The organism is Niastella vici, from assembly GCF_002077945.1.
Taxonomy (GTDB): domain Bacteria; phylum Bacteroidota; class Bacteroidia; order Chitinophagales; family Chitinophagaceae; genus Niastella; species Niastella vici.
Genome location: NZ_LVYD01000054.1, coordinates 148679 through 175212 on the forward strand (window position 1 = coordinate 148679; position 26534 = coordinate 175212).

Sequence of the window (26534 nt, forward strand, 5' to 3'; positions counted from 1 at the left end):
TTTTATCAGGTCGGGGCCAACAGCTCCAAACGTTTTTACAATTAAAATATTGCATTTTAGGGGCAAACTTGCGGCATTCCTTACATTTGCATAATTCATTGATTTACTACATACAAATAGGTATTGAAGAATAGGTAAATCATGTAAGGCCCAGCAAATGTAATACGTTTGTGCGGTGAATCATAATCCATTTATTACTCGTTTAATGTCAATATAATATGAACCTGGTTGCAGAACTAAAATGGCGGGGCATGATACAGGATATAATGCCCGGTACTGAAGAACAGCTAAATAAAGAAATGACTTCCGGTTATATCGGGTTCGACCCAACTTCGGATAGCCTTCATATAGGGAGTCTCGTACCTATCTTGTTACTGGTACACTTACAAAAGGCCGGACATAAACCCATTGCCCTCGTGGGCGGCGCCACGGGCATGATCGGCGACCCTTCGGGCAAAAGCGAGGAAAGGAATTTCTTAAGTGAAGAACAGCTGCAAAAGAACCTCGATGGCATAAAAAAACAGCTGGAACAGTTCCTTGTTTTTGATGCGTCGAAACCCAACGCCGCCGAAATGGTCAACAACTACGACTGGTTCAAAAACATTTCGTTCATCCAGTTCCTGCGCGATGCGGGCAAGCATATCACCGTCAATTACATGATAGCCAAGGACAGCGTAAGAAAACGCATTGAAGGCGATTCCGGCATCAGCTATACCGAATTCGCGTACCAGCTAATGCAGGGTTATGATTTTTACTGGCTGTACCAGCATAAGAATTGCAAGTTGCAAATGGGCGGCAGCGATCAATGGGGTAACATTACTACGGGCACCGAGTTTATTCGCCGCAAGGCTGGCGGGGAAGCGTTCGCCCTTACCTGTCCATTGTTGACCAAGGCCGATGGCGGCAAGTTCGGCAAAAGTGAACAGGGCAACGTATGGTTGTCTGCCGAAAAAACAACTCCATACAATTTTTACCAGTTCTGGCTAAAGGCAACAGATACAGATGCCGAGAACTGGATCAAAATATTTACGTTCCTACCCAAAGAAATCATTGATCAGTTAATTGAGGACCATCGCAAGGATGCGGCAGCCCGCCTGTTGCAAAAAACACTGGCGAAGGAAGTGACCATTTTTGTACATGGGGAAGAAGAATACAGGAAAGCAGTAGAGACTACCGAAAAACTGTTCCAACAGCAAAATGCATCTGCCGAATCGCTCAGCCTGGAAGACCTGGAGAAAATGACCGGCGTAACCAAATTCGATTATGAGCTAACCAAAGTGCAGGGAGGTATTGATATCGTTACCTTTCTGGCCGAATCAAAAATATTCCCCAGCAAGGGCGAGGCCCGCAAAATGGTACAGGGCGGCGGCGTAAGCCTCAACCGCAAAAAGGTAGAGAATATACAATTAACGGTAGACGCCACTTTGCTTTTGCATGGCCAGTACATATTGGTGCAAAAGGGAAGAAATAATTATTATCTCGTTAAAGCAGTGTAAGCATACTTTGTTAAAACCAAAAGCCTGAAGCAACCTTGTTTTGCTTCAGGCTTTTTTTTGCTTTATTCCTTTTTAGCATATTCGTGTATGGCCTCCACTAACGTATCCAGCTGCGTGATGGAGGTATAAACGTTCGGGGTTAAACGCACCCCCAGAATGCCTTCATGATCTACATTGGTAGCATGGATCTTATAATTATTAAAGAGGTACACATCCAGGTCATCCGGTTTTCTTCCTGGCTTTGGACAATTTACCAGTCCGATGCCGCAGCCAAAACCAGGTTTCATGGAAGTGCCGAGCTGAATGCCGGGAATATCTTTCACCTTTTCCATCCAGTAATTTTTCAGATACAGCAGCCGTTGTTCTTTACGCCGGGCGCCGATCATTTCATAGAACTCGATGGCTTTGCCAATGGCCTGTTCAATAAAGAAAGGCCGGGTACCCAGGTTCTCAAATTTGCGAATGTCATCAACATGCGCATCCGGCGCGGCAAATAAGGGGAACAGGTTTTTGATCTTTTCTTTCTTCACATACAGAAAACCGCTGCCAATGCAGGCGCTGAGCCATTTATGCAAACTGGTGCCAAAATAATCGGCGCCCAGCCCGGGAACAGTAAATTCAAAATGTGCAAAGCTGTGAGCGCCATCCACTACTACCTCAATGCCTTTTTGATGAGCGGCATCGGCAATTTTGCGTACGGGTAAAATTTGACCATTCCAGTTAATGGTATGGGTCAAATGCACCACTTTGGTTTTGGGTGTGAAGGCCTGGGTGTAGCTCTTTACGAGGTAATCGGTGTCTTCACTGGGCAATTGCAGGTTCACCCATATCAGTTTAATGCCATCGCGCAGCTCGCGTTGTTTCCAGGCATTCATCATATTGGGGTAATCCTGTTTGGCCAGCACCACCTCATCCCCTGCTTTGAGGGGCAGGCCGAAGATGATAGTTTCCAGGGCTTCCGATGCATTGCGTTGAATAGCAAGCTCTTCGGGCAGGCAGCCGGCGATGCGGGCCAGGTTGCGGCGCAGGGGTTCCCGTCCCTGGTCAAGAATGCGCCACATAAAATGGCTGGGCGCTTCGTTCGAGAAATCGAAATAGCGTTTCATGGCCTCCTGCACGGTCCTGGGCGATGGCGCCACACCTCCATTATTTAAATTGATGATATTGGGCGAAACAGTATAAGATTGTTGAATATATGACCAAAAGTCTTCATCAGAAGCCAGTTGTTCCGGGGTTTTATTGGAAGCCGTTTCCAGGGCGCGGTGCAGGTTACGGCTCCATACCGGCTGGGTAAGGGTCGACAGTACAGAACCCGCGGTGAGGGCTTTACAGGTTTGTAAAAAAGACCGGCGATTAAATAGCGACATGTGACTGGGTTTGATAAGGCGTTGGTTTATAAAAAATTTTCACGGGAAAAATAATGAATAAATGTGATTTTCATTTGGGGAAAAGGATAGAAGCCCTTACTTTTGCACTCCCTTTCAAAAGGGACTAAAGGCTGCCCGATAGTATAATGGTAGTACGACAGATTTTGGTTCTGTTTGTCTTGGTTCGAATCCAGGTCGGGCAACAAGAAACCCCGGAGCTTCGCTCCGGGGTTTTGTTTTTGCGGCAGCGTGCCGAGCTCGCTCGGCAAAGCGGACGCAAAAACAAAACCATCCCGCCGAAGGCGGGATGGGGTTTCTTGAGCAATGCAAAGCGGTGTGGATCGGCGAAGCCAATCCAGTAACAAAACTTTATCGGCGTAGCCAATCCAGTAATGAAAGTTTATAATCCGCGGTTGCAAGGCCGTTGAGCAATGCAAAGCGGTGTGGATCGCGAAGCCAATCCAGCTCGGCAACTTAACAAAACACGAAGAAACGCTAATGCCGGGTCGTATCGGGTGTTGCGCGATTAGTTTTCCCGTTTTTGTATGTACTTATTTAATTTGGCCTGGTTATCAGCAATCCTGTTCTTTAGATCCTGGATGTCATTATTCAATTTATCCAATCTGTCCGATTCTCGTCTCGCATTCCTGGAATCACTCTTGGCATTACCGGCTTTAGTGTTGGCTTTTCTCGCCAATTTCTTATTCTCAGGTTTATCGCTTAATTTATCTGCTGCGTCTGAATTTTCATTCGCAGATTTCTGAGCCTGCGCCGAAGCGTCCTGTTTGTTTTTTGTCTTCTGTTCAAGCTGATTTTGTAGTTTGCCCAGTTTCAATTGATCCGAGCTAATCTTAGATACTAAGGAAAGGGAATCTGTATTGACCTTTTGCGCAAATGTAGACATACAAAAAAACAACAAACCAATCGAGGTTAATAACACTACTTTTTGCATAACGTAAATGTTCAATTAAAAACTTTAGATAAAAGTTTTCATTCAAAGCACAAACCATGATTCTTCAAGATGGCCGGAGTTCTTTTTATTTATTTCCCTTATTTAATGCATTTTCAATGTCCTTTCGAAACGGTCCGTATTTTTTAATGGCATCCTTTATTTCCTGATGTGTTTTATTGGGAATTTGCCTGTGCAAATATTCCACTTCCGATTGATCATTAAGATCTACACGGATATCATCCTGCCTGCCAATTTTTGATTTATCGTCTGACATAAAATTTCTTTTATATAATACTTTAAAAAATTGTGCCCGGTATCAAAAGGCTTTAAAAGCTGATTGTCACATTTGTATAAGAAGCAACCTATTTTTTTTGCCTGTCTTTTAATAAGGCTCGAATTATTTACTAATATATTTAGTATTTTTATGTCGAAATTTAGTAACATCAACCCAACCATTCATGGCTGCAAAAGCTGATATTATTGCTCAGTTGCAGAAGGAAATTCTTTTGCTGCAAGGGTTTAAACCCGCATCGAATGATGTGACGGATTGGGTAGGCCTTGAACAGATCAGATCTGCTTTTCCGAATAGTACTTTTCCCAAAGGAGCTATCCATGAATTCTTTTGCACAGGACCCGAAACTATAGCTGCTTCAACCGGATTTATCACCTGCCTTTTATCTTCTTTACTAAAACTGCAGGGCGCCACCATTTGGATAAGTTCAACCCGCATAATTTTTCCCCCATCGCTGAAAGCATTTGGTATTGACCCTGAGAAAGTGCTCTTCATTAATGTAAGAAGAGAAAAAGATAAATTATTTGCGATGGAAGAAGCCCTCAAATGCGATTCCATTGCGGCTGTTATTGGCCATATTGATGCAATCAGCTTTACTGAAAGCAGAAGGTTCCAGTTAGCGGTGGAACAAAGTAAGGTCACGGGCTTTCTGCTTCGCTGCAATCCTAAAAACCTCATTACATCCTGCGTCACCCGGTGGCAGATAACACCGGCACCGGGCAAAACTGAAGATAACCTGCCTGGCCTTGGTTTTCCCACCTGGTTTGTTCAATTATTAAAGGTGCGGAACGGAAAACCTGGTTCCTGGGAAATGCAATGGAGATCCGGAAAACTGCTGATAGTTCCTGAACCTATTATAAGAGTAGAACCATTAAGGAAAATTGTATGAGATGGAAAAAAGATATGTGGCAATATGGTTCCCCTATTTGGCAACGGATTGGCTCGAGCTCCGCAAGCCCGAATTAAAGAACAGTGCATTTGTATTTTCAGCGCCTTCCCATGGCCGGATGGTTATCACGGCAGTCAACCTCCACGCTCAAAAACTATTGATTAACACCGGAATGGTTTTGGCAGATGCCCGGGCCATCTATCCCGCCTTGCAATATTTTGATGACAGGCCAGGCCTTACTAACAAACTACTAAATAAGATCGCCGAATGGTGCATCCGTTTTACACCATTTGTTGCGATAGATACGCCTGATGGAATCATACTGGACGCCACAGGCTGTTCCCATTTATGGGGCAGCGAGGATGCCTATGTTTCAGACATCATAAATCGATTACAATCCAACGGCTACCAGGCAAAAGCGGCAATGGCTGCCTCAATTGGCGCCGCCTGGGCCATTGCCCGGTTTGGGTCAGCACCTGTGGTTGACAAGGAGAAACAGGTAACCGCACTGCTTTCTCTTCCTGTGGAAGCTTTACGGGTGGAACAGAGTACGGTGGATCGTTTACATAATTTAGGATTGAACCTTATCAAAGACGTGGTACCCCTACCCTCCACTTCCTTACGGCGCCGTTTCGGTGCACTCATTCTTCAACGCCTGAACCAGCTGCTGGGTAAAGAACAGGAATTTATTCAACCCATAACGCCCATTGAACCCTACCAGGTGCGTTTACCGTGCCTGGAGCCGGTTGCCCGCATTGAAGGAATTGAAATGGCGCTGCAAACACTCATTGAACAGCTATGCGGGCGTATGCAAAAAGAAGGTAAGGGATTGCGGACAGCGGTCTTTAGAGGGTACCGCATTGACAGCCATACCGTAGAGATATCGATCAGTACCAGCCGCGCTTCCTGTAATGTCAGCCACCTGTTCCATCTGTTTCAAATGAAATGGTCAACATTCGAACCTGACCTCGGCATTGAACTTTTTGTATTGGAAGCTACCCAGGTAGAAGATTATACCCCGGCGCAGGAAGGGTTTTGGAAAGAAAGTGCGGCCCTGAATGATGCGCCTATTGCAGAACTGATCGATCGATTATCGGGCAGAATACATCCCGATGCTATACAACGTTATTTGCCCATGGAGCATTACCTGCCCGAACGGTCTTTTAAAAAAGCAGCTTCCCTCAGTGAGCAACCCATTACAGAATGGAAAATCAATAAACCGCGCCCCGTATTATTACTGGAAATACCGGAACAAATCGAAGTAACGGCGCCTATTCCCGATTATCCGCCCATGAATTTCCGGTACAAAGGCAAATTACATAAAGTCGTAAAAGCCGACGGCCCTGAACGCATAGAACAGGAATGGTGGATAGAGGAAGGCGAACACCGCGACTATTATGCGGTGGAAGACGAACAGGGTTGCCGCTATTGGCTGTTTCGTGCCGGTCATTATGACCAGGAAAAGAAAACGGATTGGTTCATGCATGGCTTTTTTGCCTGAAAGTTTGTTATATGGGATACATAGAATTACAGGTAACTACGAATTTCTCATTTCTTCGCGGCGCCTCTCACCCTCATGAACTGGTAGAGCAGGCAGCGGCATTGGGTTATAAAGAGATCGGTATAACCGACAGGAACACACTGGCCGGACTGGTGCGTGCCCATGCTGCCGCAAAGGAGTTAGACATGAGGATCATCCCCGGATGCCGTATTGACCTGCTGGATGGCCCCGGCTTATTAGTATACCCAACCAATAAAAATGGGTACGCCCGGCTAACAAATTTGCTGACCCTTGGCAATACGCGTGCAGAAAAAGGCGAATGCTTTTTATATAAAGCAGATGTGTACAGCCATGCGCAGGAATGTAAATTAATTTCCATCCCACCCGGTCATTTGAATGCAGCATTTGCTTTTGACGATTCCTATATAAATTCGTTGAAAGAGTATCGTGACGTCTTTGGAAAAAACCTGTACCTCGGCGCCGCAAAGCCGTATGGTGGCGATGATCAAAAGCAGCTTTTCCGACTTGCTGAACTGGCGAACCGGTTTAACATTCCGCTGGTAGCCACTAATGACGTACATTATCATATGCCGGCAAGACGCCAACTCCAGGATATTCTTACCTGTATTCGCGAAAAATGCACCATCTACAATGCCGGCTTCCGCTTACATGCCAATGCAGAAAGATTTTTGAAACCTGCCGCTGAAATGAAAAGATTGTTCCGGCAACATCCTGGCGCTATACAATACACTCAGGAAATTGCAGCAGCCTGTACGTTCACGCTTGATGAACTGAAATATGAATATCCGGAAGAAATTATAACCGCAGGGCGCAGTCCGTTGGAAGAATTGACCCTTTTAGCCTGGCAGGGTGCGAAAGAACGTTATAACGACCTGGTACCGCAAAAGGTAATTGATAATATCAACCATGAACTGCATTTTATTGAGGAAATGAATTATGCCTCTTATTTCCTTACGGTATATGACATTGTGCGTTTTGCCCGGCAGCAAGGCATTCTTTGCCAGGGAAGAGGTTCGGCAGCCAACTCTACGGTATGTTACTGCCTGGGCATTACTTCCGTTGACCCAACGAAATTTGATCTGTTGTTTGAACGGTTCATCTCAGCAGCCCGCAATGAGCCGCCGGATATTGATGTTGATTTTGAACATGAGCGGCGGGAGGAAGTAATACAGTACATCTATAACAAATATGGCCGCGATCGTGCTGCCATAGTAGCCACCGTAACACAACAACATTCAAAGGGCGCTATCAGGGACGTAGCAAAGGCAATGGGGCTCTCCATGGATGCGATCAACCGCCTTGCCGGCTCTGTGGGGTCGCTCGGTGAATATCCGGAACAGCCAATGGATGTTACGCGCATTACAGAAGAAGGGTTCGACACACGGGATAAACACTTACAGAAAGTATTGGAATTAACGCGCCAGTATATTGGTTTTCCACGGCAGCTGGGCCAGCATACCGGCGGCTTCGTTATGACCCGGGGAAAGCTTTCTGACCTGGTACCGATCTTAAATGCCCGCATGGAAATCCGGACCTGTATTGAATGGAATAAAGACGATATTGATGCCCTGGGCTGGCTAAAAGTGGATGTACTGGCGCTTGGTATGCTTACCTGTATCCGTAAAGCGTACGATCTGGCCAAATCAAAATATGAGCTTGATCTTACATTGGCCAATATTCCACCAGATGATGCGGCCGTATACGACATGATCAGTAAGGCCGATACCATTGGGGTATTTCAAATAGAATCGAGGGCACAGCAAAGCATGTTACCGCGATTAAGACCGCGTTGTTTTTATGACCTGGTTATTGAAGTGGCCATTGTGCGGCCCGGCCCTATCCAGGGAGATATGGTGCATCCTTACTTACGGCGCCGCAATGGCGAAGAACCGGTTGAATATCCATCAAAGGAATTGGAAGACATTCTGAAAAGAACATTAGGCGTTCCACTGTTCCAGGAACAGGCCATGAAAATTGCGATTGTGGCAGCAGGCTTTACGCCCACCGAAGCCGATAAATTAAGAAAAAGCATGGCCACCTTTAAATCGCCGGGTTTGGTGTCTCATTTCAGGGAGAAACTGATCAGGGGCATGATGAAGAACGGTTATACGGCAGCGTATGCAGAGCGTGTTTTTAAACAGTTGGAAGGATTTGGCAGTTATGGTTTTCCCGAAAGCCATGCCGCCAGTTTTGCTCATCTTGTGTATATTTCTTCCTGGCTCAAATGCTATTACCCCGATGTATTTGCCTGCGCCTTACTGAACAGTTTGCCCATGGGCTTTTACCAACCGGCACAAATTGTGAGTGATGCCCAAAAACATGGCGTTGAAGTGAAGCCCGTAGATATCAATTATTCCGAATGGGATAATACACTTGACACAAAAGCCGGGAAGTATCATGCACTTCGTTTAGGCTTCAGGCATATCAGAGGCTTGCGGCAGAATGAGATCCAATTGCTTGTAGCCCACAGAACAAAATCCTTTTCTGGCATCAATGAACTGCGGAACATTGGCATGGCCAATACAACACTGGAGAAGCTCGCAGCGGCCGATGCGTTCAGGTCTGTTGGTTTAAACAGAAGGCAGGCGTTGTGGGAGGTGTCGAATAAAGATACGCCTACCGGTTTGTATGCAGAACAACCGGGTAATGCGCAGGAACAGCACATTGAGTTGCCGGAAATGGCGCCGTTCGAACATGTATTGCAGGATTATTATACAACCTCGCTTAGCATCAAAGCGCATCCGGTTAGTTTTGTCAGGGAAAAATTGAAACGTTTTAATATCTTATCCTCCTCCGAATTAGAACAAGGCAAAGATGGTGACCCGGTGCGGGTTGCAGGGTTAGTGCTTGTGCGGCAAAGACCGGGAACTGCCAAAGGCGTTTGCTTTATGACTATCGAAGATGAGACAGGTACGGTAAATGCGATCATTTTTGAAAATTTATTCAGGCTATACCGTAAGGAAATTGCTTTGTCCAAATTGATCATGCTGGAAGGGAAGTTGCAAAGAGAAGGTGAAATCATTCATGTGATCGTGGAAGCCTGTTATAATTTTTCAAAGCTTTTTGCGGAGGCAAAAAAGGGAATTTCCAATGTAAAGGATTCGAAAACCGGCGATAATCCTTCAATAATAGCAAATAAAAACGACGCAATAGTAAAACAGGAAGCAGAGCAATTAAGTATGTTTCCGAAAGGGAGGAATTTTAGGTAATCGCTTTGTCATCGTCGTGCAATAGTGACATTTTTCCCTACTTATTATGACATTCTTCCCGGCCTATACCTCTTACCTTACTTGTATTTCATTTTTCTTTTTTATTAGAATAACATAATGCTGCGGTTAAATATTACAAAATAATATATCGCTGGATTGACTCCGTTAGTGTTGCATTGATCAATAAATGTACTTATTTTCAATACTGTAGTTTTGAGGTTATTTAGCTCATACACCTCATCTCATTATATCTTCCCATTAATAATCATCTATGTGTTGATTTTAATAAAAAACAATAAACCCAATTAAATTAATTTATTGTATGAGTACTCCTAAAAATTCTAATCCGATTGTTGAAAACGTCCGTGCTGTTTTTGACGCTATTCCAGCAAAAGGAAAGAAATATAAACAAAAAGGATATTGCCATGTTGGCACCACTGTGCAGTCTCACGTTCAGGGTATGGCTTTGTATAGCAATCAATTTGGTGACTTTATTATCTTAACTCATAATAATAAAGGATACTCGAAGGGCAAGTTTATTACAATGCATGTTGGGCATGATTCTACGAATTGTCACGACACTCCTTATGAACATTATAACCATCCCGGAGGAATGCAAGTGATTGGTGATTTTGTTGCTGTGGCATTGGAAAATAGCAGTTATGATAGTGGGTATGTATTATTTTATAGCCTTTTTAATATGACCGATAAGAGGGAGCCGACTCTTTTGAATACACAGATAAGGAGAGAAAGCAAAGGTAGTGGAGCTGCTGGTATCACCTATATAAATGGTACATTTATAGTCGGGGTTACGGACAGTGGTGAACTTGACGTTTATTTGTCAAATTCAGTGCCATCATTAGACGATCCAAATATAAAATGGTCAGGGCCACTTTCAATAAAGGGGTTGAAAGGAGGAGACAATATAGCCTTAGCGTCAGACTCCCTGGGTAATGTTTATCTATTCGGTTTCAGGACAGAAGACCTTGGTGGTTCAAATAAGGATTATATTGACCTTTATAAAGTGGACCTCTCTAGTCTAACCCTGGACCATATCGAAAGTCGCCATATGTATACTAAGGGCGGTGCATTAGGTGCTTTAGGGGTACATTTTAGATATGGGGCGGGTATTCAGATAATTGACTCTGCAACTATAAATCTTTGTGCATCCGAGCGAAACTTTGAATGGGAGGGGCCTGGCCCGACTGCCTTTTGTATATACTACAATAAGTTCGAAAAGGGTAATGGCGAAGCAGAAGGCGTTGATGAAATTGATGAAAATTAAAATCAGAAGAACGGCGAAATGGCCTACATAAAATTTGTAAAACAGTAATCCCGCAATTTTTTTAAAAGCCGCCCCGCAACCGGGGCGTTTTTTTTATAAGGGCTGGCCCCCGAAGGAACCAGCCCCGCCTTTCAGGGGTTAGCTTTAAAATATAAACGTAACGCCCAACTGCAAGGGAGAAATTCCATATCCTACTTCAGCATAAGCGCCTATGTGCTCATTAAAGAGATAACGGCCGCCGGCATGCAGATCAACAGTGACCGAACCGCCCGAACTTTTATAATCATCCACCGCATCACCACCAGAATGGGTATACTTGAATTTCCAGTGCCGGTACAACAGCCCGGCGCCGCCATATACATCCAATTTAGGTTCCTGCAAATTCAGGAGTTCATTAAAGTGGTATGAACCTCTTGCGCCGAAAATGAGATAGGTATATTTCCAGTCGTTTACATATTTGCGTTGTACATAACCAAGGCTTATGCCTGCGCTTATGTTTTCGGTAATACCATGTTCAAAAGAAGCCGTGAGTGGCAATCCGCCGGTTCCATACAAGCCATAACTGCCGAGGCCGATACCGGCATTTAAAAAATTAACGCCTTTCACATTGGTAAAACCATCGGCATTTTGTGCCATCAAATTGTCCTGTGCAAACAGGAATACAAATGCAATTACAAGAGACCAGATTTTCATTTTCTTTTTTTTAATGGCGCAAAAATATTGTTGCACCCAACCGGTCGCGTGCCCATTCAGCTAAACCCACAAAATGAAAGGATGAAATGTGAAAATACCCTACCAAACTGTAACCGGGGTTCTGTAACTTTAGTACCCTTTCCTTTTTGCATTCAATAAGGTTAATCTATAAAAACTGATATCATGCAAAAGATCATTCCGAATTTATGGTACGCTACTGAAGCCATTGAAGCCGCAACCTTTTACACCTCCCTGTTTCCGCAATCATCAATAACGAATACCACCGTACTGCATAATACCCCGTCGGGCGATTGCGACCTGGTAAGCTTTACACTATGGAACCAAAAATTTATGGCCATCAGTGCCGGACCGCTGTTTAAATTCAATCCATCCATCTCTTTCATGGTAAATTTCGATCCGCTGTTCTTTGGTTCGGCCCCCGGCGGCGAAGCAGTGGCCCGCGAAAAACTGGACGCTATCTGGAACCAGCTGGCGGATGGCGGTACCGTGCTGATGCCGCTTGGCGAATACCCTTTCAGCAAACGGTTTGGCTGGGTAATGGACAAATACGGTTTATCGTGGCAACTGATCCTTACCAACCCCGAAGGGGAACAACGGCCGCCTATTATACCTGCACTTATGTTTGTAAAAAGCAAGGCCGGACAAGCAGAGCAAGCCATCAATTTTTATTTATCGGTGTTTAAGAATACCAAACGCGGCGCTACACATCGCTATCCGGCCGGACTGGAGTGGGAAAAAGAAGGCAATATTATGTTTGCCGATTTTATGGTGGAGAATACCTGGCTTGCTGCCATGGATAGCGCCGGCGAACATAATTTCGATTTCAACGAAGCCATCTCGTTCATGGTACAATGTGCCGACCAGGCAGAAATAGACTATTACTGGCAAAAATTATCTGCCGTTCCTGAAAGTGAGCAATGTGGTTGGTGCAAAGATCAATTTGGCGTATCCTGGCAGGTAACGGCAGCCAGCATGGAAGAAATGTTGAGCAAAGGAACCCCCGAACAAACCGGTCACGTTGTTGATGCACTTATGCCAATGAAGAAGATCGATGTGGCGAAATTAAAAAAGGCGTACGAAGGAAAATGATCCTTTGTACGCCTTTTCAGCCGGTTCCGCCTTTCTAGAATTTAATTTCCAGCTTTTGCGAAACCAGTTTATTGTCTTTATAATATTCTAAATACCAGGCGCCGTCTTTTTTGAACACAAGGCCATTGGCGCCTTCAGCAATAAAATAATCGGGCACTGAGGTTTTGAGGATGGTCATTACTTTTTTCGGCGAGGTATCAACCAGTTGAAAACCGTTAGCCGTCGGCTGTGCATACAGGATACCGCTCATCTCGGCGGGCGGTGCAGCCGGGGTTTGCGCAGGCACCGGAGCTATAGCCGGAGTAGTTGCCGGCGCTACAGCCGAACCAGTGGTGGTGGCAGCAGCCTGCGGCGTTTGATTATTAAATACGGTACCATCGTATTTGTAGTTTGCCGCATTCAATGAGGTGAAAGCATCCCGCAGCGCTTCCTGGTAGGCGGGTTGCCATTCTTTTTCGCGGCTTTTACCTTCCTTGCTTTTGAAGACGATATTGCCCTGGCAGTCTTTCAGGACCAGCGACAGGTTGGTGACGAAGATGCCTTTTTTCTGCGTTACCTCGGCCTTCAGGGCATTGCATTTATTGGCAGCTACTTCAGGTGGGGTTTGATCGTTGCTCATAAGGACCACAAATCCCTTGTCTTCAAGCAGCATTTTTGCGATCGTATTCAGTGCATACTGGTTGTCTTCCTTCTGGCAATCGAACCGCTCGGGCACCAGCACATATTTATAATTGTTGAGGTTGGTTTGGGCATGGCCCGCTACAGCCAGTAATACAAATGCAAGCAGGGTATATACTTTCATATTAGTCCTTTCTTTAGAGTAGGACGAATATAGGTAAAAATATTATTGGGCAGCCAGTTCAAAAAACACATTAAACCTTCCCCTTTTTTAACAATCTATAAGGAACACTTTAAAAAACCCAACCCTATGCGTTTACAAACGTTATCCTTTGCCTTGTTCCTGTTGGCCCTTTGCGCTTGTTCCAAAAGTAATGACACTGGTTCACAACCATTAACAGCACTTACCGATGTACAATATGGTACAGCTCCCGATAGTGGCGGTGTAAGCACTCCCCTGCTGATGGATGTCTACTTTCCCACAGGCGCCACAACAGCCGGTCATTATCCATTGGTTGTAATGATACACGGCGGCAGTTTTGTTTCAGGCGACAAAAGCGATGAAAAGACCCATTGCAGCATATTGGCCGACTCAGGCTTTGTGGCCGTTTCCATTAATTACCGCCTCGGCTGGCGCACCGGCCCTAGCCAATGCACGGGTGACACGGCTTCCAAACGGCTGGCAGTCTATCGCGCCATGCAGGATGCCAATGCAGCCTTGCGTTTCCTGGTATCGAAGGCCGGTAGTTATGCCATCGACACCAGCTGGATCTTTATCGGCGGCAACAGCGCCGGTTCCGGCACGGCCCTCACCACTACCTATATTCCGGATGCGGTTGCGCAACAATTGTGTGTTGCCGAACGCGCTCAGTTGGGCCCGCTGAACACCAGTGGCAATAATCTCACCAATGCGTTTTCCATAAAAGGCGTTGCCAATTTGTGGGGCGCGCTGCCCGATTCCAACCTGGTATCGGGTTCCACTGCCCGGCCCATGATCTCTTTCCATGGCACCTATGATGGCGTTGTGCCGTACGATTTCGGGTATGCGAACAGTTGCTCCAACTATGGGGTTGAATATGGCTCTGCCTGTTTAACCCGGCGGGTGTATGCCGCCAAAAAACCCTATCAATTGTACCTGAAAGTGGGCGGCGGTCATGGACCGAGTGAGTATGGTCCGGCCTTTACCATGCCGCGTGCGGCTGCTTTCTTCAAAAAGCTGGTAAAGGGTGAGGCCATCACGAATAAGGTAGAAATGGATTAAAACTGCTATAAAGAAAAGCCCGCTGCCTCAACAAAGCAGCGGGCTTTTCTTTATTGATCAAATAAATTACAACAACGCATACCTGATCTCATTGGCAGCAAAACGCAGGGCGCTTTGTACCGCCGGTATACTGGCCAGGGGGTTCAACAGGCCATAATCATGGATCATGCCCTGCACGCGCACCAGGGTTACGGGCACACCGGCCTCATTCATCTTTCGCGCATAAGCCTCGCCCTCATCCCGTAGTACATCATTTTCTGCCGTTTGCACCAGGGCGGGCGGCAGTCCTTTCAATTGATCAACCGTAGCCCGCAATGGCGATGTATGAATGTCCTGGCGATGGTTGGGGTCCATGGTATAATGGTCCCAGAACCACAACATCATATTGCGGGTGAGAAAGCGCTGGTTGGCGTATTTCCAGTACGAGTCGGTATCAAAATTCGCATCGGTCACCGGCCATAATAATACCTGCAGGCGAATGTCGGGTTCCTTCTTTTCCTTTGCCATCAGCGACACCACGGCCGCCATATTACCGCCCACGCTGTTACCCACCACGGCGAGCCGTTGTCCATCCACATTTATTTCTTCGCCATGCTCTGCCACCCATTTGGTAGCTACATAGGCTTCTGTAATGGCCACGGGATATTTTGCTTCGGGCGAAGGCGTATAATCAACGAACACGGAAGCCATGCCCGATTGTATTACCAGGTCGCGCACCAGGCGTTGATGCGTGGGAAAATCGCCCAGCACCCAGCCGCCGCCATGAAAGAACATAAATACCGGCAGCGTCCGCGTTACGCCTGCCGGCCGCACTACATGAATGTTGACCGACAATCCATCCTGCGTAATGGTGCGTTCGCTTACGTCAATGCCGCTAAGGTCAACAGTCACGGAAGACTGGGCGCCCTCCAGCACTTTGCGGGCCTCGGCGGGTTGCATGGTTTCCATGGGTTTTCCACCACCCGTGTTCAATGCTTTCAAAAAGGCTTTTGTCTGCACTTCAATGGCGTTGTCGGTAGCATAATTCGCTACCTCTACTGCTGTAGTTGGCATGAGTAAATGTTTTAGATGTGAACAATAATTGTTTCAGGAATTCCGGCTGCGCTACAATCAGGAGGTATAGATTGAAATGAAATGTTGCCCAAGGTAAGAAAATAAAAAACCCAAAATTCAAACCCCTAATTTCCTAATAGAAATTTCAAAGTCCCAACATCCCAAAAACCCAGACATCCCAGTCATAAATCCCAGGCATCTCAGTCCGGATATAACTGACTTTGTGGCACCAGTTCTTTTGGCAGGGAGGCGCTTTGCCAGAAGAGGTATAAAGAAGAGCGGTCGTCGTTGTTGAAGTATTCCAGTTTTATGCGGTATTTTTTTCCCGCTTCCAGGGCAATGGGGTCTGCGGTATAGGTGGTGGTATAATGTTCCTGCCAGTGGTCGATGAGCAATTTATCATTGATCCACAACCGAACACCGCCGCCTACTTCGGTGAAGAAGATATAGTTCTCGGTAAACTGGGGTTGAACCGATCCGGTAAAGCGGATGCTGTACCGCGTGTCCTTTATTTTATAATGCACGCCAGTGGCCAGTCCCGGCAGGGGGAGTAACCATTCGGGAAAACTGATGAGGGGATCGATGCGCGTTTCCGCCGAATCATCAAACGCATTCCCATTATAATACACGCCGGTTAATCCTTCACCGCTGCCCCACGCTGCCGGCGCAAAAGACGTTATGTTGCTTTTGCCGTGGTGCGTGAGCTCATAGGCGGGTCCTTTTACCGGTTGCACGCGGATCACTTCTTCCTTCCCGGCATCGGGCGAAAATATCATAGCGCCCTGAATATCGCATTGCACTACATCCAGCGATTTCACGCCATTGTTGCTGGCATTCAGCACGGCCCCTTTGGCGCCGCCTTTGATGATGCAGTTCCGCAGCAAAACAGGCCGCGCGCCTTTACCCGGGCCTTCCACCATACGGAAAGGATACGGCACCTGATTGGCCCCATCGAGTGTCAGGTGCTCGATGCGCACGCCGTTCTCGGCACTGGCCGCATGGTCTTCAAACACGCTGTTGTAGATAGTGCCGCCGTTGTAAGTATAGTTGTTGGCATAGGCGCCGTGAAATACGCCTATGTTGCAGTTATAGATAGTAGTTTGTTCCAGCACGTGGTTCTTGCCATTGTTCTGCCAGCTGCGGATGCCGCCATCGCAATTATGCGCGAGGTTGCCTTTAAAGATCCAGGCCGATTCAATGGGCATTTCTTCCCAGTCGTAAGCGGCGTTGGTGGTTTCCAGTCCGGCCTGCCCTGCTACCACATTGCTGTCGCAACGGTTGTCGTCGCCCATGCTCAGCATAAAGCCGTTGGTGCCGAAGGTAGGCGCGCCTTTGGTGTCAAACGAGACGGCGCCCTGAAGGAATTTCGCAGCTACCACCAGGTTATGCGCCCATACGGTGCGGTGCGAGGCATCGGGCATGTCCCACCAGAAAGGGGTTTCGGTACAATTAAAAGCAATGTTATGCAGCATGGTAATGCCGTTGCTTACATGGGGTACGTAGGCATGATTGTCGATATCGCGCATTACACAACCGTCGACTATGGAACCATCGCTGCCTTCGTTACAATGATGAAAATGCAGGCCATAGCGGCCGGGCACCAGGTCTTTCACGGCGGAGCCACCCTGGTCTTTACGCGGACCTAAATACCGGAAAGCTACCTGTTGAATGGTTTGCGGAACCGTAGAGCGAATGAAGATGTGCGATTTGCCGGCGGCTGTACCCTCGATGCGGACGTTGCGGGTAAGGTTGCCCACTTCGGCGGTCCAGCGGTTATTGATGAGCGGATGCGCCGTAGTAGCTTCATTCAATGTTATGAGATTGCCGCTGATGGCGGTAATGGTGCGCAGGTCTGTATTACGGGCCTCATGAGCGGTAGGCGTTATAATGAGCTCATCGCCCGTTTGCCAGCCGCGCGCGTCGTGCACGGTTATTTGGTTGGAACCGGCGGCAATGGCGCTTATGGCGTTTGTCCAGGCAGTCTTCGGCTGACCGGTCAACAGCAATTGGCCCCGTTGCATTACCCATAAGCCGATATCGCTGGCGAGCATGTCCATACCGCCGCCTTTAAAATTGTCCTCATTGATCCCGGTAAAGCGAAGCGCGTGTATAATGGAATGTTTGGCCGATTGCATCAACAGTTGCCCCGTAACCAGCACATTCTTTGTTGATTGAATGGAAACCGAATGCATTGGATCGAAGATGAGTTCACCGGCCACCTGCATACCCGCCACACTGGTATTTACATCGGCGATCACGGTATTACCAGCTGCTATTACCGGTGCATCGGTTGGGCCTGGTAAGCGGCCACCCCAGGTAGTTGGGTCGCTCCAGTTGCCGCTGCGTACGCTGGAGATGGAGCCGGTGAATGCAGAGGTTGGGCCGCAGGCAATCACGGGTTTCGGGGGCGGGTTGAAGCTCAACGCCATCCATACAGTATAGAATATTACAAACAGCCAGGGGTGCATATGAGGTTGTTAGTACAAAATTACCCTTTTATGAGAAAAGACTTCGTTAATCATAAAGCCGTTACCGGTTACTGGTTGCCGGTTTCCCGTTTCCAGGCCCTGGTAACTGGCACCTGGTAACCGGTAACTTCACCCTTTAAAAATACAGCCTCACCCTGTTTTACCAGAATATACACTCGTTCCCCATGCAACTTTGGGAAAAAACATGAAACAACTTATCGTGTACCTGGTTCTGACGCTTTTGACGTTCCCTGCCACCAGTTGCCGCAAAACAGACACTCCACCCATTACCGTTTTTCATTTTTACGACACCCTGGCCGTAGATGGCTATTCGCGGAGTTGTTTAATAAACCTGCCCCCCAATTATAACGACAATCCCCATTTCGCGTTGGTGATCGCGTTGCATGGCACGGCAGGCAGTGCCGCACAAATGGAGACGGATTACAAGCTGACCAACAAATCGAACAGTGCGGGTTTTATTATTGTGTATCCCGAGGGTGTGCCCAGTGATGGACTGTTGGGCATCCGCACCTGGAATGCCGGCAGTTGTTGCGACTTTGCGATGCAGCACAATATTGATGATGTGAAATTCATAAAGCTGTTGATCCAGAAGTTGACGGCTAACTACAAGATCGATCGCAAAAGGATCTATGTTACGGGTATGAGCAATGGCGCGATGATGGCATACCGGTTGGGTTGTGAGTTGAGCGACCAGCTGGCGGCGATTGCCCCAGTAAGCGGTACGTTGATGACTACGGCGCCTTGTGAGCCCGCCCGAAAAATGCCGGTGCTGCATATCCATTCGGCTATGGATACCAAAGTACCCTTTGCCGGCGGGGTTGGGCTGGCCGGTTATTATTTCCACCCCGTTGATTCCACCTTGCGGGTATGGGCAGGCATCGATGGCTGCGCCGCCACGCCGCAGGTAGTAACTGACACCGCCCTGTATACGCAAACACAATATGTTAATTGCAGTAATAACACAACGGTACAGTTATATCTTACCAAAGATGGTGGCCATTCCTGGCCCGGCGGGTTGCCCGCAAGGCCGGCAGCAGATGCGCCATCGAATGCTTTTGACGCCACTGATTTAATTTGGGAGTTCTTCAAAAAATATGAGTTGCCGTGATCAGTTACCGGTTACCAGTTGCCGGGTACCGGTAACTGGTAACCGGTATCTGTTCTATAAATTTGCTATTGAAACAAGATACCTGCAAGTGTCCTTCTGGTGCCCATTACAACCAAATTTCGCCGTTTTGGCAAAATGTCAAAAATTACATTATTAATTTACAGCCCGGTACATAGAGTTCAAATAAATATTAAATCGTTATGTAAGAGTGTACTTAAATTTACTTCACAGAAACGGCCAGAGACAACACAGCAAGAACGCTAACGGTGATATTTAGTCTTTTCGTGGTCCATGATACAACCTTAACTTTTTGACAATGTAGTACCAGCTATCAACAACAAGCAAGTGAGCCTGTCTGTTGTTGAAAGGGAATGTTATAACCACATCTGTTCATAAACCTTTACCTAATTTATGGAAAAGAGAATGATAAATCTTGCCCCCGCCGATCTGAAGAAAGTAAAAAGAGCAAGCGATATTATTTGTGAAGAATTAGAGAATAATTTAACCGTCACCTACATTGCCCGGAAGGTAGGTCTGGAACCACGCCGCCTGTGCAGATATTACCGGAAGGTGTATCATATGAGCATCAGGACGAGTATCATGGAATTAAAGGGCGCTGAGGCCTGCCAGATACTGCTACGCAACAAACAATCCTTCACCGACACTGCCCATGAGCTGGGTTACGCCACGTACCAGGGCTTTGCACGTATGTTTAAGAATTATACCGGTCTATGCCCTTCCCACTGGCTGGCCTGGCATTTAGCGGTACCCCGCTTTTTCCCCTGGATCTTCAAACACATGTTCCCCGAAGAAGGTGTAAACCCTCAATAGTTATACACTACAAGCTCTACCCGCCATTGCTATTTGCGGTATACGACACCGTTTTAGCAAAAACCTTTATTAGCTGCCAAAATAAATTCCCGATCGTGATAAAGGCGTTGCAAAAGATTCGTGTTTTTATAAAAGCGGGCAAATTATGACTTTGGTTAATCATCAACCTTCGCTATTAAGCATCATTACCTTCTATAAGAATCCAACCCGGCATGTGATCATTAAGGCACCCAACATGACATCAATTGAACTAGTGTCATTAGACAGTTTTTGAATTTTCGAACGTGTAATATCGAAAAGCATAGGAAGTATTATTATTTCACAGCTCAACCTTATCCACTATGCAACTGAAAGAGTTAGATCTGCAAACGGCACGAGAAATCAAAGCCTTTCTTGAAAAGAATTACCGGGATCATTATGATTATGATTCCCTTTGTCAAAAATTTGGAATCAATAAACGAAAGTTAAAACTGGCCTTTAAGGAAGTGACCAAGGAGAATATTCATGCTTTCATTAGTAAAATAAGGATACAGCGAGCCATGTATCTTCTTAAAACATCAGACATGACCATTGAAAACATTGCGTCGAAGGTCGGACTCGAAAAGAGTAATCTTAATATACAGTTTAAAAAATACACCGGGGATACACCTGCCCGGTGGAGAAGAAATCCGGTATCGCTAACAGTTATATCCTGAAATTTTAAAAAAGTACCGAATCACTTCTTCTTTGTACCAAATCACTTCTTTTCGGGCTGTATCTTGCATGAGGATTTAACGGTAGCACTAAATTAAATCCTGAAAAAACAAAATGAATGAATGGTTGTAGATAGTTTGGTCAAAAATCACGAACACTTCTCCAACCTTCACTATTGCTTCTAGCTCCAGACCCTTGGTTCAAATTGTTCACCTGAAACTTTATCCAGTTATGATTACGAACATCTTCATTAATCCGAAGCAACCGCCTGGCCACTCCATATCAGGCATAATACACAACATTAAATCAGCACGATCACCATTTTCCTGATACGGCATTTCACGTATCGGACCTCTGCAACCAAAACCATGTAACAGTATTGTATTGGGCTATGGCATTCCATTACCCAATCGGGTAAATACTGTGATGAAAAAGGAATGTGAATCTTTTAATGATCACAAACGTAATTTTTATGCGTACAACAGAAGGGAATATCAATACGCCGATAACGATTCAGGCCGCCCAGACAGAAGCCAATAACGACACCAGTAGTTATATTGAAGAAGGAACCAGATCAACCGGACAATCTATTCAACGTTTGTCAATTATCATTCCTGCTTATAACGAAGAAAAGACCATTTCATTGATACTGGACCGTATCAATGAAGTGAAGCTGATCAGGAATATAGAGAAGGAAGTGATCATAGTGAACGATTGTTCAAAGGATAATACAGAAGCTGCAATACAGCGCTATATGAGTGACACCCCTAACCTTACCATTAACTACTTCAAATATATAAAGCACGATGTAAACCAGGGAAAGGGTGCGGCCATCCATACAGGTATAGCCCAGGCAACCGGCGATTACCTGTTGGTACAGGATGCCGACCTTGAATATGACCCGGGGGAATACAATACACTCTTAAAACCAATTGTATTGGCCTCGGCTGATGTGGTATACGGCTCAAGATTTATGGGGGGAAATCCTCACCGCATCCTGTTCTTCTGGCATTCGATCGGCAACCGTGTGCTTACCTTTCTTAGCAACATGATGAGCAACTTAAACCTGACCGACATGGAAACCGGTTACAAGGTATTCCGTACGGCTATTATACAACGCATTTATCTGCACGAGAAACGCTTTGGCTTCGAACCCGAAGTAACGCAAAAAGTCTCCATGATCCCTGGCATCCGGATCTATGAAGTGGGGATCAGCTATTATGGAAGAACATTTGCTGAAGGAAAGAAGATTGGATGGAAGGATGGCTTTAGGGCGATCTATTGTATAGCGAAGTATGGGTTGTTTAATAATCAGCTATTCCGCAAACCATCAGAAATAAAAGCACCTGCACAAACAGTTGGATAGTATTCAATAAAAATGATTGTTCTCATTTTACGATTCTCACAATTTAAATTGATTAGCAATGATCAAGCGTACAACTATCATCGAAATAGTCACAGTACTTAATATAATATTGTTCCTCTACACCGGCATTGCCAAGATTATGGATTATAGTGTTTTTAAAGAGCAACTGGCGGATTCGCCAATACTTTCATGGGCCGCTAAACCAATCGCCATATTCCTACCCATTGTAGAATTTGCCATAGTACTAATGCTTGCTATTCCTAGGTGGCGATTGAAAGGGCTGTATGCTTCTTTTGGAATCATGACACTATTCACTGCTTATATTATTGCCATGTTTATTGTTGCGCCGGAAATGCCTTGTAGTTGTGGAGGAATTATCGAATTGCTTTCGTGGAAACAACACATTGTGTTCAACAGTGCATTTATTATACTTAATATGGGGGCCATCATTTTCCTTAAAAAGGAAAAAAAAGAACAACAAAAAGGATGGAATAAAGAGATTAAATATGTTATTTCTTAAGGATAAAGAATATTCAACTTATTGAACAAAACACAATCTGTTTATCTATGAGTAAAGAACCTATTGACAGATAATTAAAGTTGTTCAAATCTTTAAGGCATTACATCTAAACGAAACAACGTATACTAAAGCCAGAAGCCTGCCTAGAAAGATGAGCATATAATCAGCTTAATGAGTTGAAACTTATTTAAAGAGACATTTTTATTGAAATATAAAATGAAATTACACTCCATTCAATTTTTACGAGCCGTTGCAGCTATACTTGTTGTATATACTCACTCTATAGGTATGCAAGCAAACTTCTCAAATTCTTCACAACAGTCATTCTTTTATTTGAGGAATTTTGGTTGTATTGGAGTTGATCTATTTTTTGTGATATCCGGATTCATCATAACATTAATAGCTAATAATTATACAGGAACCTCACAAGGTTTACTTTTTTTGAAAAAACGCTTCATGCGCATTAATCCCATTTATTATATTGCCAGCCTCCTTTATTTAGGCGTTCTTGCAGTACAAATTTGGGCAACAAATAAATCGTTCTATTTGCCACTAGGCAGTATACTAAATTCACTTTCGGATACAATAATGATATTCCCGGTTTCCGGTGATATGAGCGTGTACTCTCCGCTGTTACTGCTTGGCTGGACTTTATGTTTTGAATGGTTTTTTTATATTATCTTCTTTACATTAGTAATCTTCAATACAAGGAATAAAGTAATATTCTTAATATTAGCAATGACATTGCTCACAGTATTGGGCTACATAATTAAGCCATCCGACTTTCGTCTTATATTCGTTACTAATCCCATTATACTTGAATTTTTATTAGGCATCATTATTTGCTGGATTTATCTAAATACAAAAACAATATCAGTCCCAATAGCCGCAACATGCTTATTGCTGGGCCTCGGATGTTACATCTACTTAATTTTTTATGGTTATGGCGACGTATATCATTATAAAAATGTCTTAAGCGGACAATTAAGCATGAAAAGATTTCTAATTTGGGGGATTCCAAGTTGCCTTATAGTAGCAGGATCTATTTTTTTGGAAAGAAATGGCAAAGGTAATTGGATATGGAAAAATAAATGGATGCAATTAAGTGGAGATGCATCTTATTCAATTTACTTGAGCCATCTTATAGTATTCGAGCTGTTTAACATATTATTCAAGAAAAATGGGTCTTTCTTACCCGCTGATATGAATATCATTCTTGTATTATCAGTATCACTTTTAATGGGACTTGGATTCTATAAAATAATTGAAAAACCTTTACTTCAATATATTAATAAAATACCAATAGAAAAACAGCCCCCCCTTACGATTCCTTCAGTTACTTAAATAAGAATCCGAACTGCAGGCTTATTTCTATGCTTCCTATAAATATTATTGCATAATAATTAGAAAAATAATAAGTGCAGTATATACAACTCATAAATAACGATTTCAATGGAAAAGCAAAACTCATTTAAATATTTTCTTTTAAATACCAGGTTTAATAAAGCCGTTTTATTTCTGGCAGCGATAGCAATCTTACTTCAGTTTACAGTATTTAAATATTTCTACCCTTATGCAAGCTTTATATCAGGTGATTCTTATGTTTATTTGGAAACAGCACATTTAAATCTGGATATAAATAATTATATGGTCGGTTATTCTAGATTACTAAGGCTTTTTAGTGTATTTACACGTTCAGACACAGCACTAGTAGCTTTCCAATATTTGCTCATTCAAAGCAGTGCATTGTTTTTCTTGTTTACCCTATTTTTCTTTTATAATCCTAGTAAGATAATCCAAATTGCCCTAATCTGTTTCATAGTACCTAACCCTCTTTTTCTCTATTTAGCAAATTATATATCTAGCGATGCTTATTTTCTAGCCCTAAGCCTAATCTGGTTTACGATTTTACTCTGGATTATTCATAGGCCAACAATGCGACTTATAATATTTCAAACACTTTCAATATACATTGCCTTTACCGTTCGCAATAACGCTCTGATTTATCCTTTGATTGCTGCATTTGCATTCATAATATCTCCGTTTACAATAAAAAGGAAATTTCTAGGCATAATAGGAAGCTGCTTAGTAATAGGTCTTTTTATTGCTTATACTGGAACAAAATTTCAGTCGTTAACTGGCACTTGGCAATATTCCCCTTTTAGTGGTTGGCAAATGGCCAATAATGCAATGTATGCTTATAGGTACGTGGACAACAAAAATGTGAAACCTGTTCCGGAAAAGTTTCGAAAGCTAGATAATATGATCCGGAATTATTTTGATTCTACACGGGACTTAAAAAAGCATCCTGAGGAAGCGCTACTGGCCAGTACCGTATATATGTGGGACAGGAGATCTCCTCTTCAAAAATACATGAACCTGCAGTTTATTAATGATTCCGTTTCAGACAGTAGAAAAAAATGGGCCTCCATGGGCCCGCTCTACGGAGAGTACGGGCTTTATATTATTAAAAAATATCCGTTATTATTTTTCAAGTTCTTTCTGTGGCCAAACGCAAATAGATATTTCGCACCACCAGTTGAGTTTCTGGAAGCTTATAACATGGGAAAGGAGAACGTAGCGCCGATAGCTCAAGCGTGGTTTGGATATAAAAGCCATAAAGTAACCACACGACTGAAAGATTTTAGAGTTACACTCCTTGATTTTTATCCTATACTTACAGGTATTATGAATGTGGTATTTCTATGCAGCCTTATATGTTTTATCATAATTAATGGATTTAGAAATGCTTTTCCGTTTCGCAAAGGTTTGCTATTAGCAATTTCAGTATGGATAATCAATGCAGGGTTCACAATATTTGCTTCCTCTGCCGCTTTGCGATTCCAGGCATTTCCAATATTATTGGTTTCTACTTTTGCATTACTGCAAGTTGACTATTTATGGAAATCATCAGAAAGAATTGAAAGATCTAAACTCAAGGTTAAAAATCAGGAATTATTAATTGCAAGCGGCGATATATGAAATGATGAATGAATAAAATATAATTCTATCACTTAAGACAGATACAGCAATTCTATAGATTATCTAGAAAGAATCTTAGAATAAGATATTAATAATCAAAATTTATTTTTTATAAAAAACATCATCATATATGAAGGGGCTAATCTTCCTTTTATTATTGTTCAATTGTTTACTTGGCTGTAATGATCACCCTGCCTTCAAAACTGGCCTGGAAGGAAAATTAATGCCTTCTTTTAATTTGTTATTGATGGATAGCACTAGCAGGCTCAATACAAATTCTATACCAGGAGGGCAACCTATAATACTTCTATATTTTTCTCCAAACTGCCCATATTGTCGAGCACAAATCCAAGAAATAATTTCAGATATAAAGTCTCTTAGCAATATTCAGTTTTATATTCTTTCTTCATTTCCTTTTGACCAAATAAAAACCTACTATAATAATAATCAGCAGCTAAAAAGATATTCAAACATCACTGTATGTCAGGATTACAATTTTTACTTTGGAAATTATTTCAAAACGAATGGAGTACCATATATGGCTGTCTACGAGAAGAACAAACGATTAAAACAAGTGATAGCAGGAAACGTGAGCACCAATGTCATAAAAGACATTGTACATGAATAATAATTATTAAATAAATTATATTCACTCGTTCATGAAAGAATTAGTGAGTTCAACTTGTTCATTCGGATTACAACATCTCTTGATGCATCGGAGAGAAAAATTTGGGTGAATAGTTAGTGTTTCGCACAGAACGAAACGTACAAAATGGGATAGCCGAAAACCATTAGAAC

General features: G+C 44.1%; 22 protein-coding genes and 1 tRNA gene. 16 read left to right on the forward strand and 7 right to left on the reverse strand.

The window, feature by feature from the left end:
• Window positions 1-218: 218 nt before the first annotated feature.
• Window positions 219-1496 (forward strand): tyrosine--tRNA ligase, encoded by a 1278-nt coding sequence (gene tyrS / locus A3860_RS22430; RefSeq protein WP_081150156.1) that lies wholly within the window; start codon window positions 219-221, stop codon window positions 1494-1496.
• 62 nt (window positions 1497-1558) lie between these two features.
• On the opposite strand, the gene A3860_RS22435 is transcribed toward tyrS, so the two are convergent.
• A complete protein-coding gene (locus tag A3860_RS22435) occupies window positions 1559-2863 on the reverse strand; it encodes an aminotransferase class V-fold PLP-dependent enzyme (RefSeq protein WP_081150158.1) in 1305 nt (434 codons plus the stop codon).
• Window positions 2864-2995: 132 nt separating this feature from the next.
• Between A3860_RS22435 and A3860_RS22440 the strand changes: the two genes are divergently transcribed.
• Window positions 2996-3066, forward strand: a tRNA-Gln gene (locus A3860_RS22440).
• Window positions 3067-3389: 323 nt separating this feature from the next.
• Here the strand turns inward: A3860_RS22440 and A3860_RS22445 are convergent.
• Together A3860_RS22445 and A3860_RS22450 are read right to left on the reverse strand one after the other, a co-directional pair.
• Entirely contained in the window at window positions 3390-3815 is a 426-nt protein-coding gene (locus A3860_RS22445; protein WP_081150160.1) for a hypothetical protein, read from the reverse strand.
• A gap of 85 nt (window positions 3816-3900) precedes the next feature.
• On the reverse strand, window positions 3901-4089 hold the full coding sequence (locus tag A3860_RS22450) for a DUF3606 domain-containing protein (protein WP_081150162.1): 189 nt from the start codon (window positions 4087-4089) through the stop codon (window positions 3901-3903).
• A gap of 184 nt (window positions 4090-4273) precedes the next feature.
• On the opposite strand from A3860_RS22450, the gene A3860_RS22455 reads away from it, so the two are divergent.
• From A3860_RS22455 to A3860_RS22470, 4 genes are all read left to right on the forward strand, one after another.
• Window positions 4274-4996: an ImuA family protein gene (locus A3860_RS22455; protein ID WP_081150164.1), complete on the forward strand. Its 723-nt coding sequence runs from the start codon at window positions 4274-4276 to the stop codon at window positions 4994-4996.
• A gap of 1 nt (window position 4997) precedes the next feature.
• Window positions 4998-6497, forward strand: coding sequence for a Y-family DNA polymerase (locus A3860_RS22460; RefSeq protein ID WP_081150166.1), 1500 nt, complete (start codon window positions 4998-5000; stop codon window positions 6495-6497).
• Between the two features lie 11 nt (window positions 6498-6508).
• The gene (locus A3860_RS22465; protein ID WP_081150168.1) at window positions 6509-9727 is read left to right on the forward strand and encodes an error-prone DNA polymerase; all 3219 of its coding nucleotides are present in this window, start codon (window positions 6509-6511) and stop codon (window positions 9725-9727) included.
• 322 nt (window positions 9728-10049) lie between these two features.
• Complete coding sequence (locus A3860_RS22470) at window positions 10050-11012, forward strand: hypothetical protein (RefSeq protein WP_081150170.1); 963 nt, start codon at window positions 10050-10052, stop codon at window positions 11010-11012.
• A 144-nt stretch (window positions 11013-11156) separates the two neighbouring features.
• On the opposite strand, the gene A3860_RS22475 is transcribed toward A3860_RS22470, so the two are convergent.
• Window positions 11157-11705, reverse strand: a complete 549-nt coding sequence (locus A3860_RS22475; RefSeq protein WP_081150172.1) for a signal peptidase II — start codon at window positions 11703-11705, stop codon at window positions 11157-11159.
• Between the two features lie 183 nt (window positions 11706-11888).
• Between A3860_RS22475 and A3860_RS22480 the strand changes: the two genes are divergently transcribed.
• Window positions 11889-12815 (forward strand): VOC family protein, encoded by a 927-nt coding sequence (locus A3860_RS22480; RefSeq protein WP_081150174.1) that lies wholly within the window; start codon window positions 11889-11891, stop codon window positions 12813-12815.
• A gap of 34 nt (window positions 12816-12849) precedes the next feature.
• Here A3860_RS22480 and A3860_RS22485 read toward each other — a convergent pair whose 3' ends face one another.
• Window positions 12850-13617 (reverse strand): hypothetical protein, encoded by a 768-nt coding sequence (locus tag A3860_RS22485; protein WP_081150176.1) that lies wholly within the window; start codon window positions 13615-13617, stop codon window positions 12850-12852.
• Window positions 13618-13743: 126 nt separating this feature from the next.
• Here A3860_RS22485 and A3860_RS22490 point away from each other — a divergent pair, with 126 nt between their 5' ends.
• Window positions 13744-14694: an alpha/beta hydrolase gene (locus A3860_RS22490; protein WP_143774220.1), complete on the forward strand. Its 951-nt coding sequence runs from the start codon at window positions 13744-13746 to the stop codon at window positions 14692-14694.
• 66 nt (window positions 14695-14760) lie between these two features.
• On the opposite strand, the gene A3860_RS22495 is transcribed toward A3860_RS22490, so the two are convergent.
• Window positions 14761-15747, reverse strand: coding sequence for an alpha/beta hydrolase (locus A3860_RS22495; protein WP_081150180.1), 987 nt, complete (start codon window positions 15745-15747; stop codon window positions 14761-14763).
• 200 nt (window positions 15748-15947) lie between these two features.
• A complete protein-coding gene (locus A3860_RS22500; RefSeq protein ID WP_081150182.1) occupies window positions 15948-18215 on the reverse strand; it encodes a PA14 domain-containing protein in 2268 nt (755 codons plus the stop codon).
• A gap of 205 nt (window positions 18216-18420) precedes the next feature.
• On the opposite strand from A3860_RS22500, the gene A3860_RS22505 reads away from it, so the two are divergent.
• From A3860_RS22505 to A3860_RS22540, 8 genes are all read left to right on the forward strand, one after another.
• Window positions 18421-19344, forward strand: coding sequence for an extracellular catalytic domain type 1 short-chain-length polyhydroxyalkanoate depolymerase (locus A3860_RS22505; protein ID WP_081150184.1), 924 nt, complete (start codon window positions 18421-18423; stop codon window positions 19342-19344).
• Between the two features lie 411 nt (window positions 19345-19755).
• Window positions 19756-20175: a helix-turn-helix domain-containing protein gene (locus A3860_RS22510; RefSeq protein ID WP_081150186.1), complete on the forward strand. Its 420-nt coding sequence runs from the start codon at window positions 19756-19758 to the stop codon at window positions 20173-20175.
• Between the two features lie 341 nt (window positions 20176-20516).
• The gene (locus A3860_RS22515) at window positions 20517-20870 is read left to right on the forward strand and encodes a helix-turn-helix domain-containing protein (RefSeq protein WP_081150188.1); all 354 of its coding nucleotides are present in this window, start codon (window positions 20517-20519) and stop codon (window positions 20868-20870) included.
• A 470-nt stretch (window positions 20871-21340) separates the two neighbouring features.
• Entirely contained in the window at window positions 21341-22234 is an 894-nt protein-coding gene (locus tag A3860_RS22520; RefSeq protein ID WP_081150216.1) for a glycosyltransferase family 2 protein, read from the forward strand.
• 58 nt (window positions 22235-22292) lie between these two features.
• Window positions 22293-22754, forward strand: a complete 462-nt coding sequence (locus tag A3860_RS22525; RefSeq protein WP_081150190.1) for a MauE/DoxX family redox-associated membrane protein — start codon at window positions 22293-22295, stop codon at window positions 22752-22754.
• A 216-nt stretch (window positions 22755-22970) separates the two neighbouring features.
• Complete coding sequence (locus A3860_RS22530; protein ID WP_081150192.1) at window positions 22971-24098, forward strand: acyltransferase family protein; 1128 nt, start codon at window positions 22971-22973, stop codon at window positions 24096-24098.
• Window positions 24099-24206: 108 nt separating this feature from the next.
• The gene (locus A3860_RS22535; RefSeq protein WP_081150194.1) at window positions 24207-25736 is read left to right on the forward strand and encodes a hypothetical protein; all 1530 of its coding nucleotides are present in this window, start codon (window positions 24207-24209) and stop codon (window positions 25734-25736) included.
• A gap of 130 nt (window positions 25737-25866) precedes the next feature.
• Window positions 25867-26364: a thioredoxin family protein gene (locus A3860_RS22540; protein WP_081150196.1), complete on the forward strand. Its 498-nt coding sequence runs from the start codon at window positions 25867-25869 to the stop codon at window positions 26362-26364.
• Window positions 26365-26534 lie beyond the last annotated feature (170 nt).

Bases quoted from the DNA above. Each gene is read 5' to 3' on its own strand.
- tyrS (WP_081150156.1), top strand. From the start codon at position 219: ATGAACCTGGTTGCAGAACTAAAATGGCGGGGCATGATACAGGATATA.
- A3860_RS22435 (WP_081150158.1), bottom strand. From the start codon at position 2,863: ATGTCGCTATTTAATCGCCGGTCTTTTTTACAAACCTGTAAAGCCCTC.
- A3860_RS22445 (WP_081150160.1), bottom strand. From the start codon at position 3,815: ATGCAAAAAGTAGTGTTATTAACCTCGATTGGTTTGTTGTTTTTTTGT.
- A3860_RS22450 (WP_081150162.1), bottom strand. From the start codon at position 4,089: ATGTCAGACGATAAATCAAAAATTGGCAGGCAGGATGATATCCGTGTA.
- A3860_RS22455 (WP_081150164.1), top strand. From the start codon at position 4,274: ATGGCTGCAAAAGCTGATATTATTGCTCAGTTGCAGAAGGAAATTCTT.
- A3860_RS22460 (WP_081150166.1), top strand. From the start codon at position 4,998: ATGGAAAAAAGATATGTGGCAATATGGTTCCCCTATTTGGCAACGGAT.
- A3860_RS22465 (WP_081150168.1), top strand. From the start codon at position 6,509: ATGGGATACATAGAATTACAGGTAACTACGAATTTCTCATTTCTTCGC.
- A3860_RS22470 (WP_081150170.1), top strand. From the start codon at position 10,050: ATGAGTACTCCTAAAAATTCTAATCCGATTGTTGAAAACGTCCGTGCT.
- A3860_RS22475 (WP_081150172.1), bottom strand. From the start codon at position 11,705: ATGAAAATCTGGTCTCTTGTAATTGCATTTGTATTCCTGTTTGCACAG.
- A3860_RS22480 (WP_081150174.1), top strand. From the start codon at position 11,889: ATGCAAAAGATCATTCCGAATTTATGGTACGCTACTGAAGCCATTGAA.
- A3860_RS22485 (WP_081150176.1), bottom strand. From the start codon at position 13,617: ATGAAAGTATATACCCTGCTTGCATTTGTATTACTGGCTGTAGCGGGC.
- A3860_RS22490 (WP_143774220.1), top strand. From the start codon at position 13,744: ATGCGTTTACAAACGTTATCCTTTGCCTTGTTCCTGTTGGCCCTTTGC.
- A3860_RS22495 (WP_081150180.1), bottom strand. From the start codon at position 15,747: ATGCCAACTACAGCAGTAGAGGTAGCGAATTATGCTACCGACAACGCC.
- A3860_RS22500 (WP_081150182.1), bottom strand. From the start codon at position 18,215: ATGCACCCCTGGCTGTTTGTAATATTCTATACTGTATGGATGGCGTTG.
- A3860_RS22505 (WP_081150184.1), top strand. From the start codon at position 18,421: ATGAAACAACTTATCGTGTACCTGGTTCTGACGCTTTTGACGTTCCCT.
- A3860_RS22510 (WP_081150186.1), top strand. From the start codon at position 19,756: ATGGAAAAGAGAATGATAAATCTTGCCCCCGCCGATCTGAAGAAAGTA.
- A3860_RS22515 (WP_081150188.1), top strand. From the start codon at position 20,517: ATGCAACTGAAAGAGTTAGATCTGCAAACGGCACGAGAAATCAAAGCC.
- A3860_RS22520 (WP_081150216.1), top strand. From the start codon at position 21,341: ATGCGTACAACAGAAGGGAATATCAATACGCCGATAACGATTCAGGCC.
- A3860_RS22525 (WP_081150190.1), top strand. From the start codon at position 22,293: ATGATCAAGCGTACAACTATCATCGAAATAGTCACAGTACTTAATATA.
- A3860_RS22530 (WP_081150192.1), top strand. From the start codon at position 22,971: ATGAAATTACACTCCATTCAATTTTTACGAGCCGTTGCAGCTATACTT.
- A3860_RS22535 (WP_081150194.1), top strand. From the start codon at position 24,207: ATGGAAAAGCAAAACTCATTTAAATATTTTCTTTTAAATACCAGGTTT.
- A3860_RS22540 (WP_081150196.1), top strand. From the start codon at position 25,867: ATGAAGGGGCTAATCTTCCTTTTATTATTGTTCAATTGTTTACTTGGC.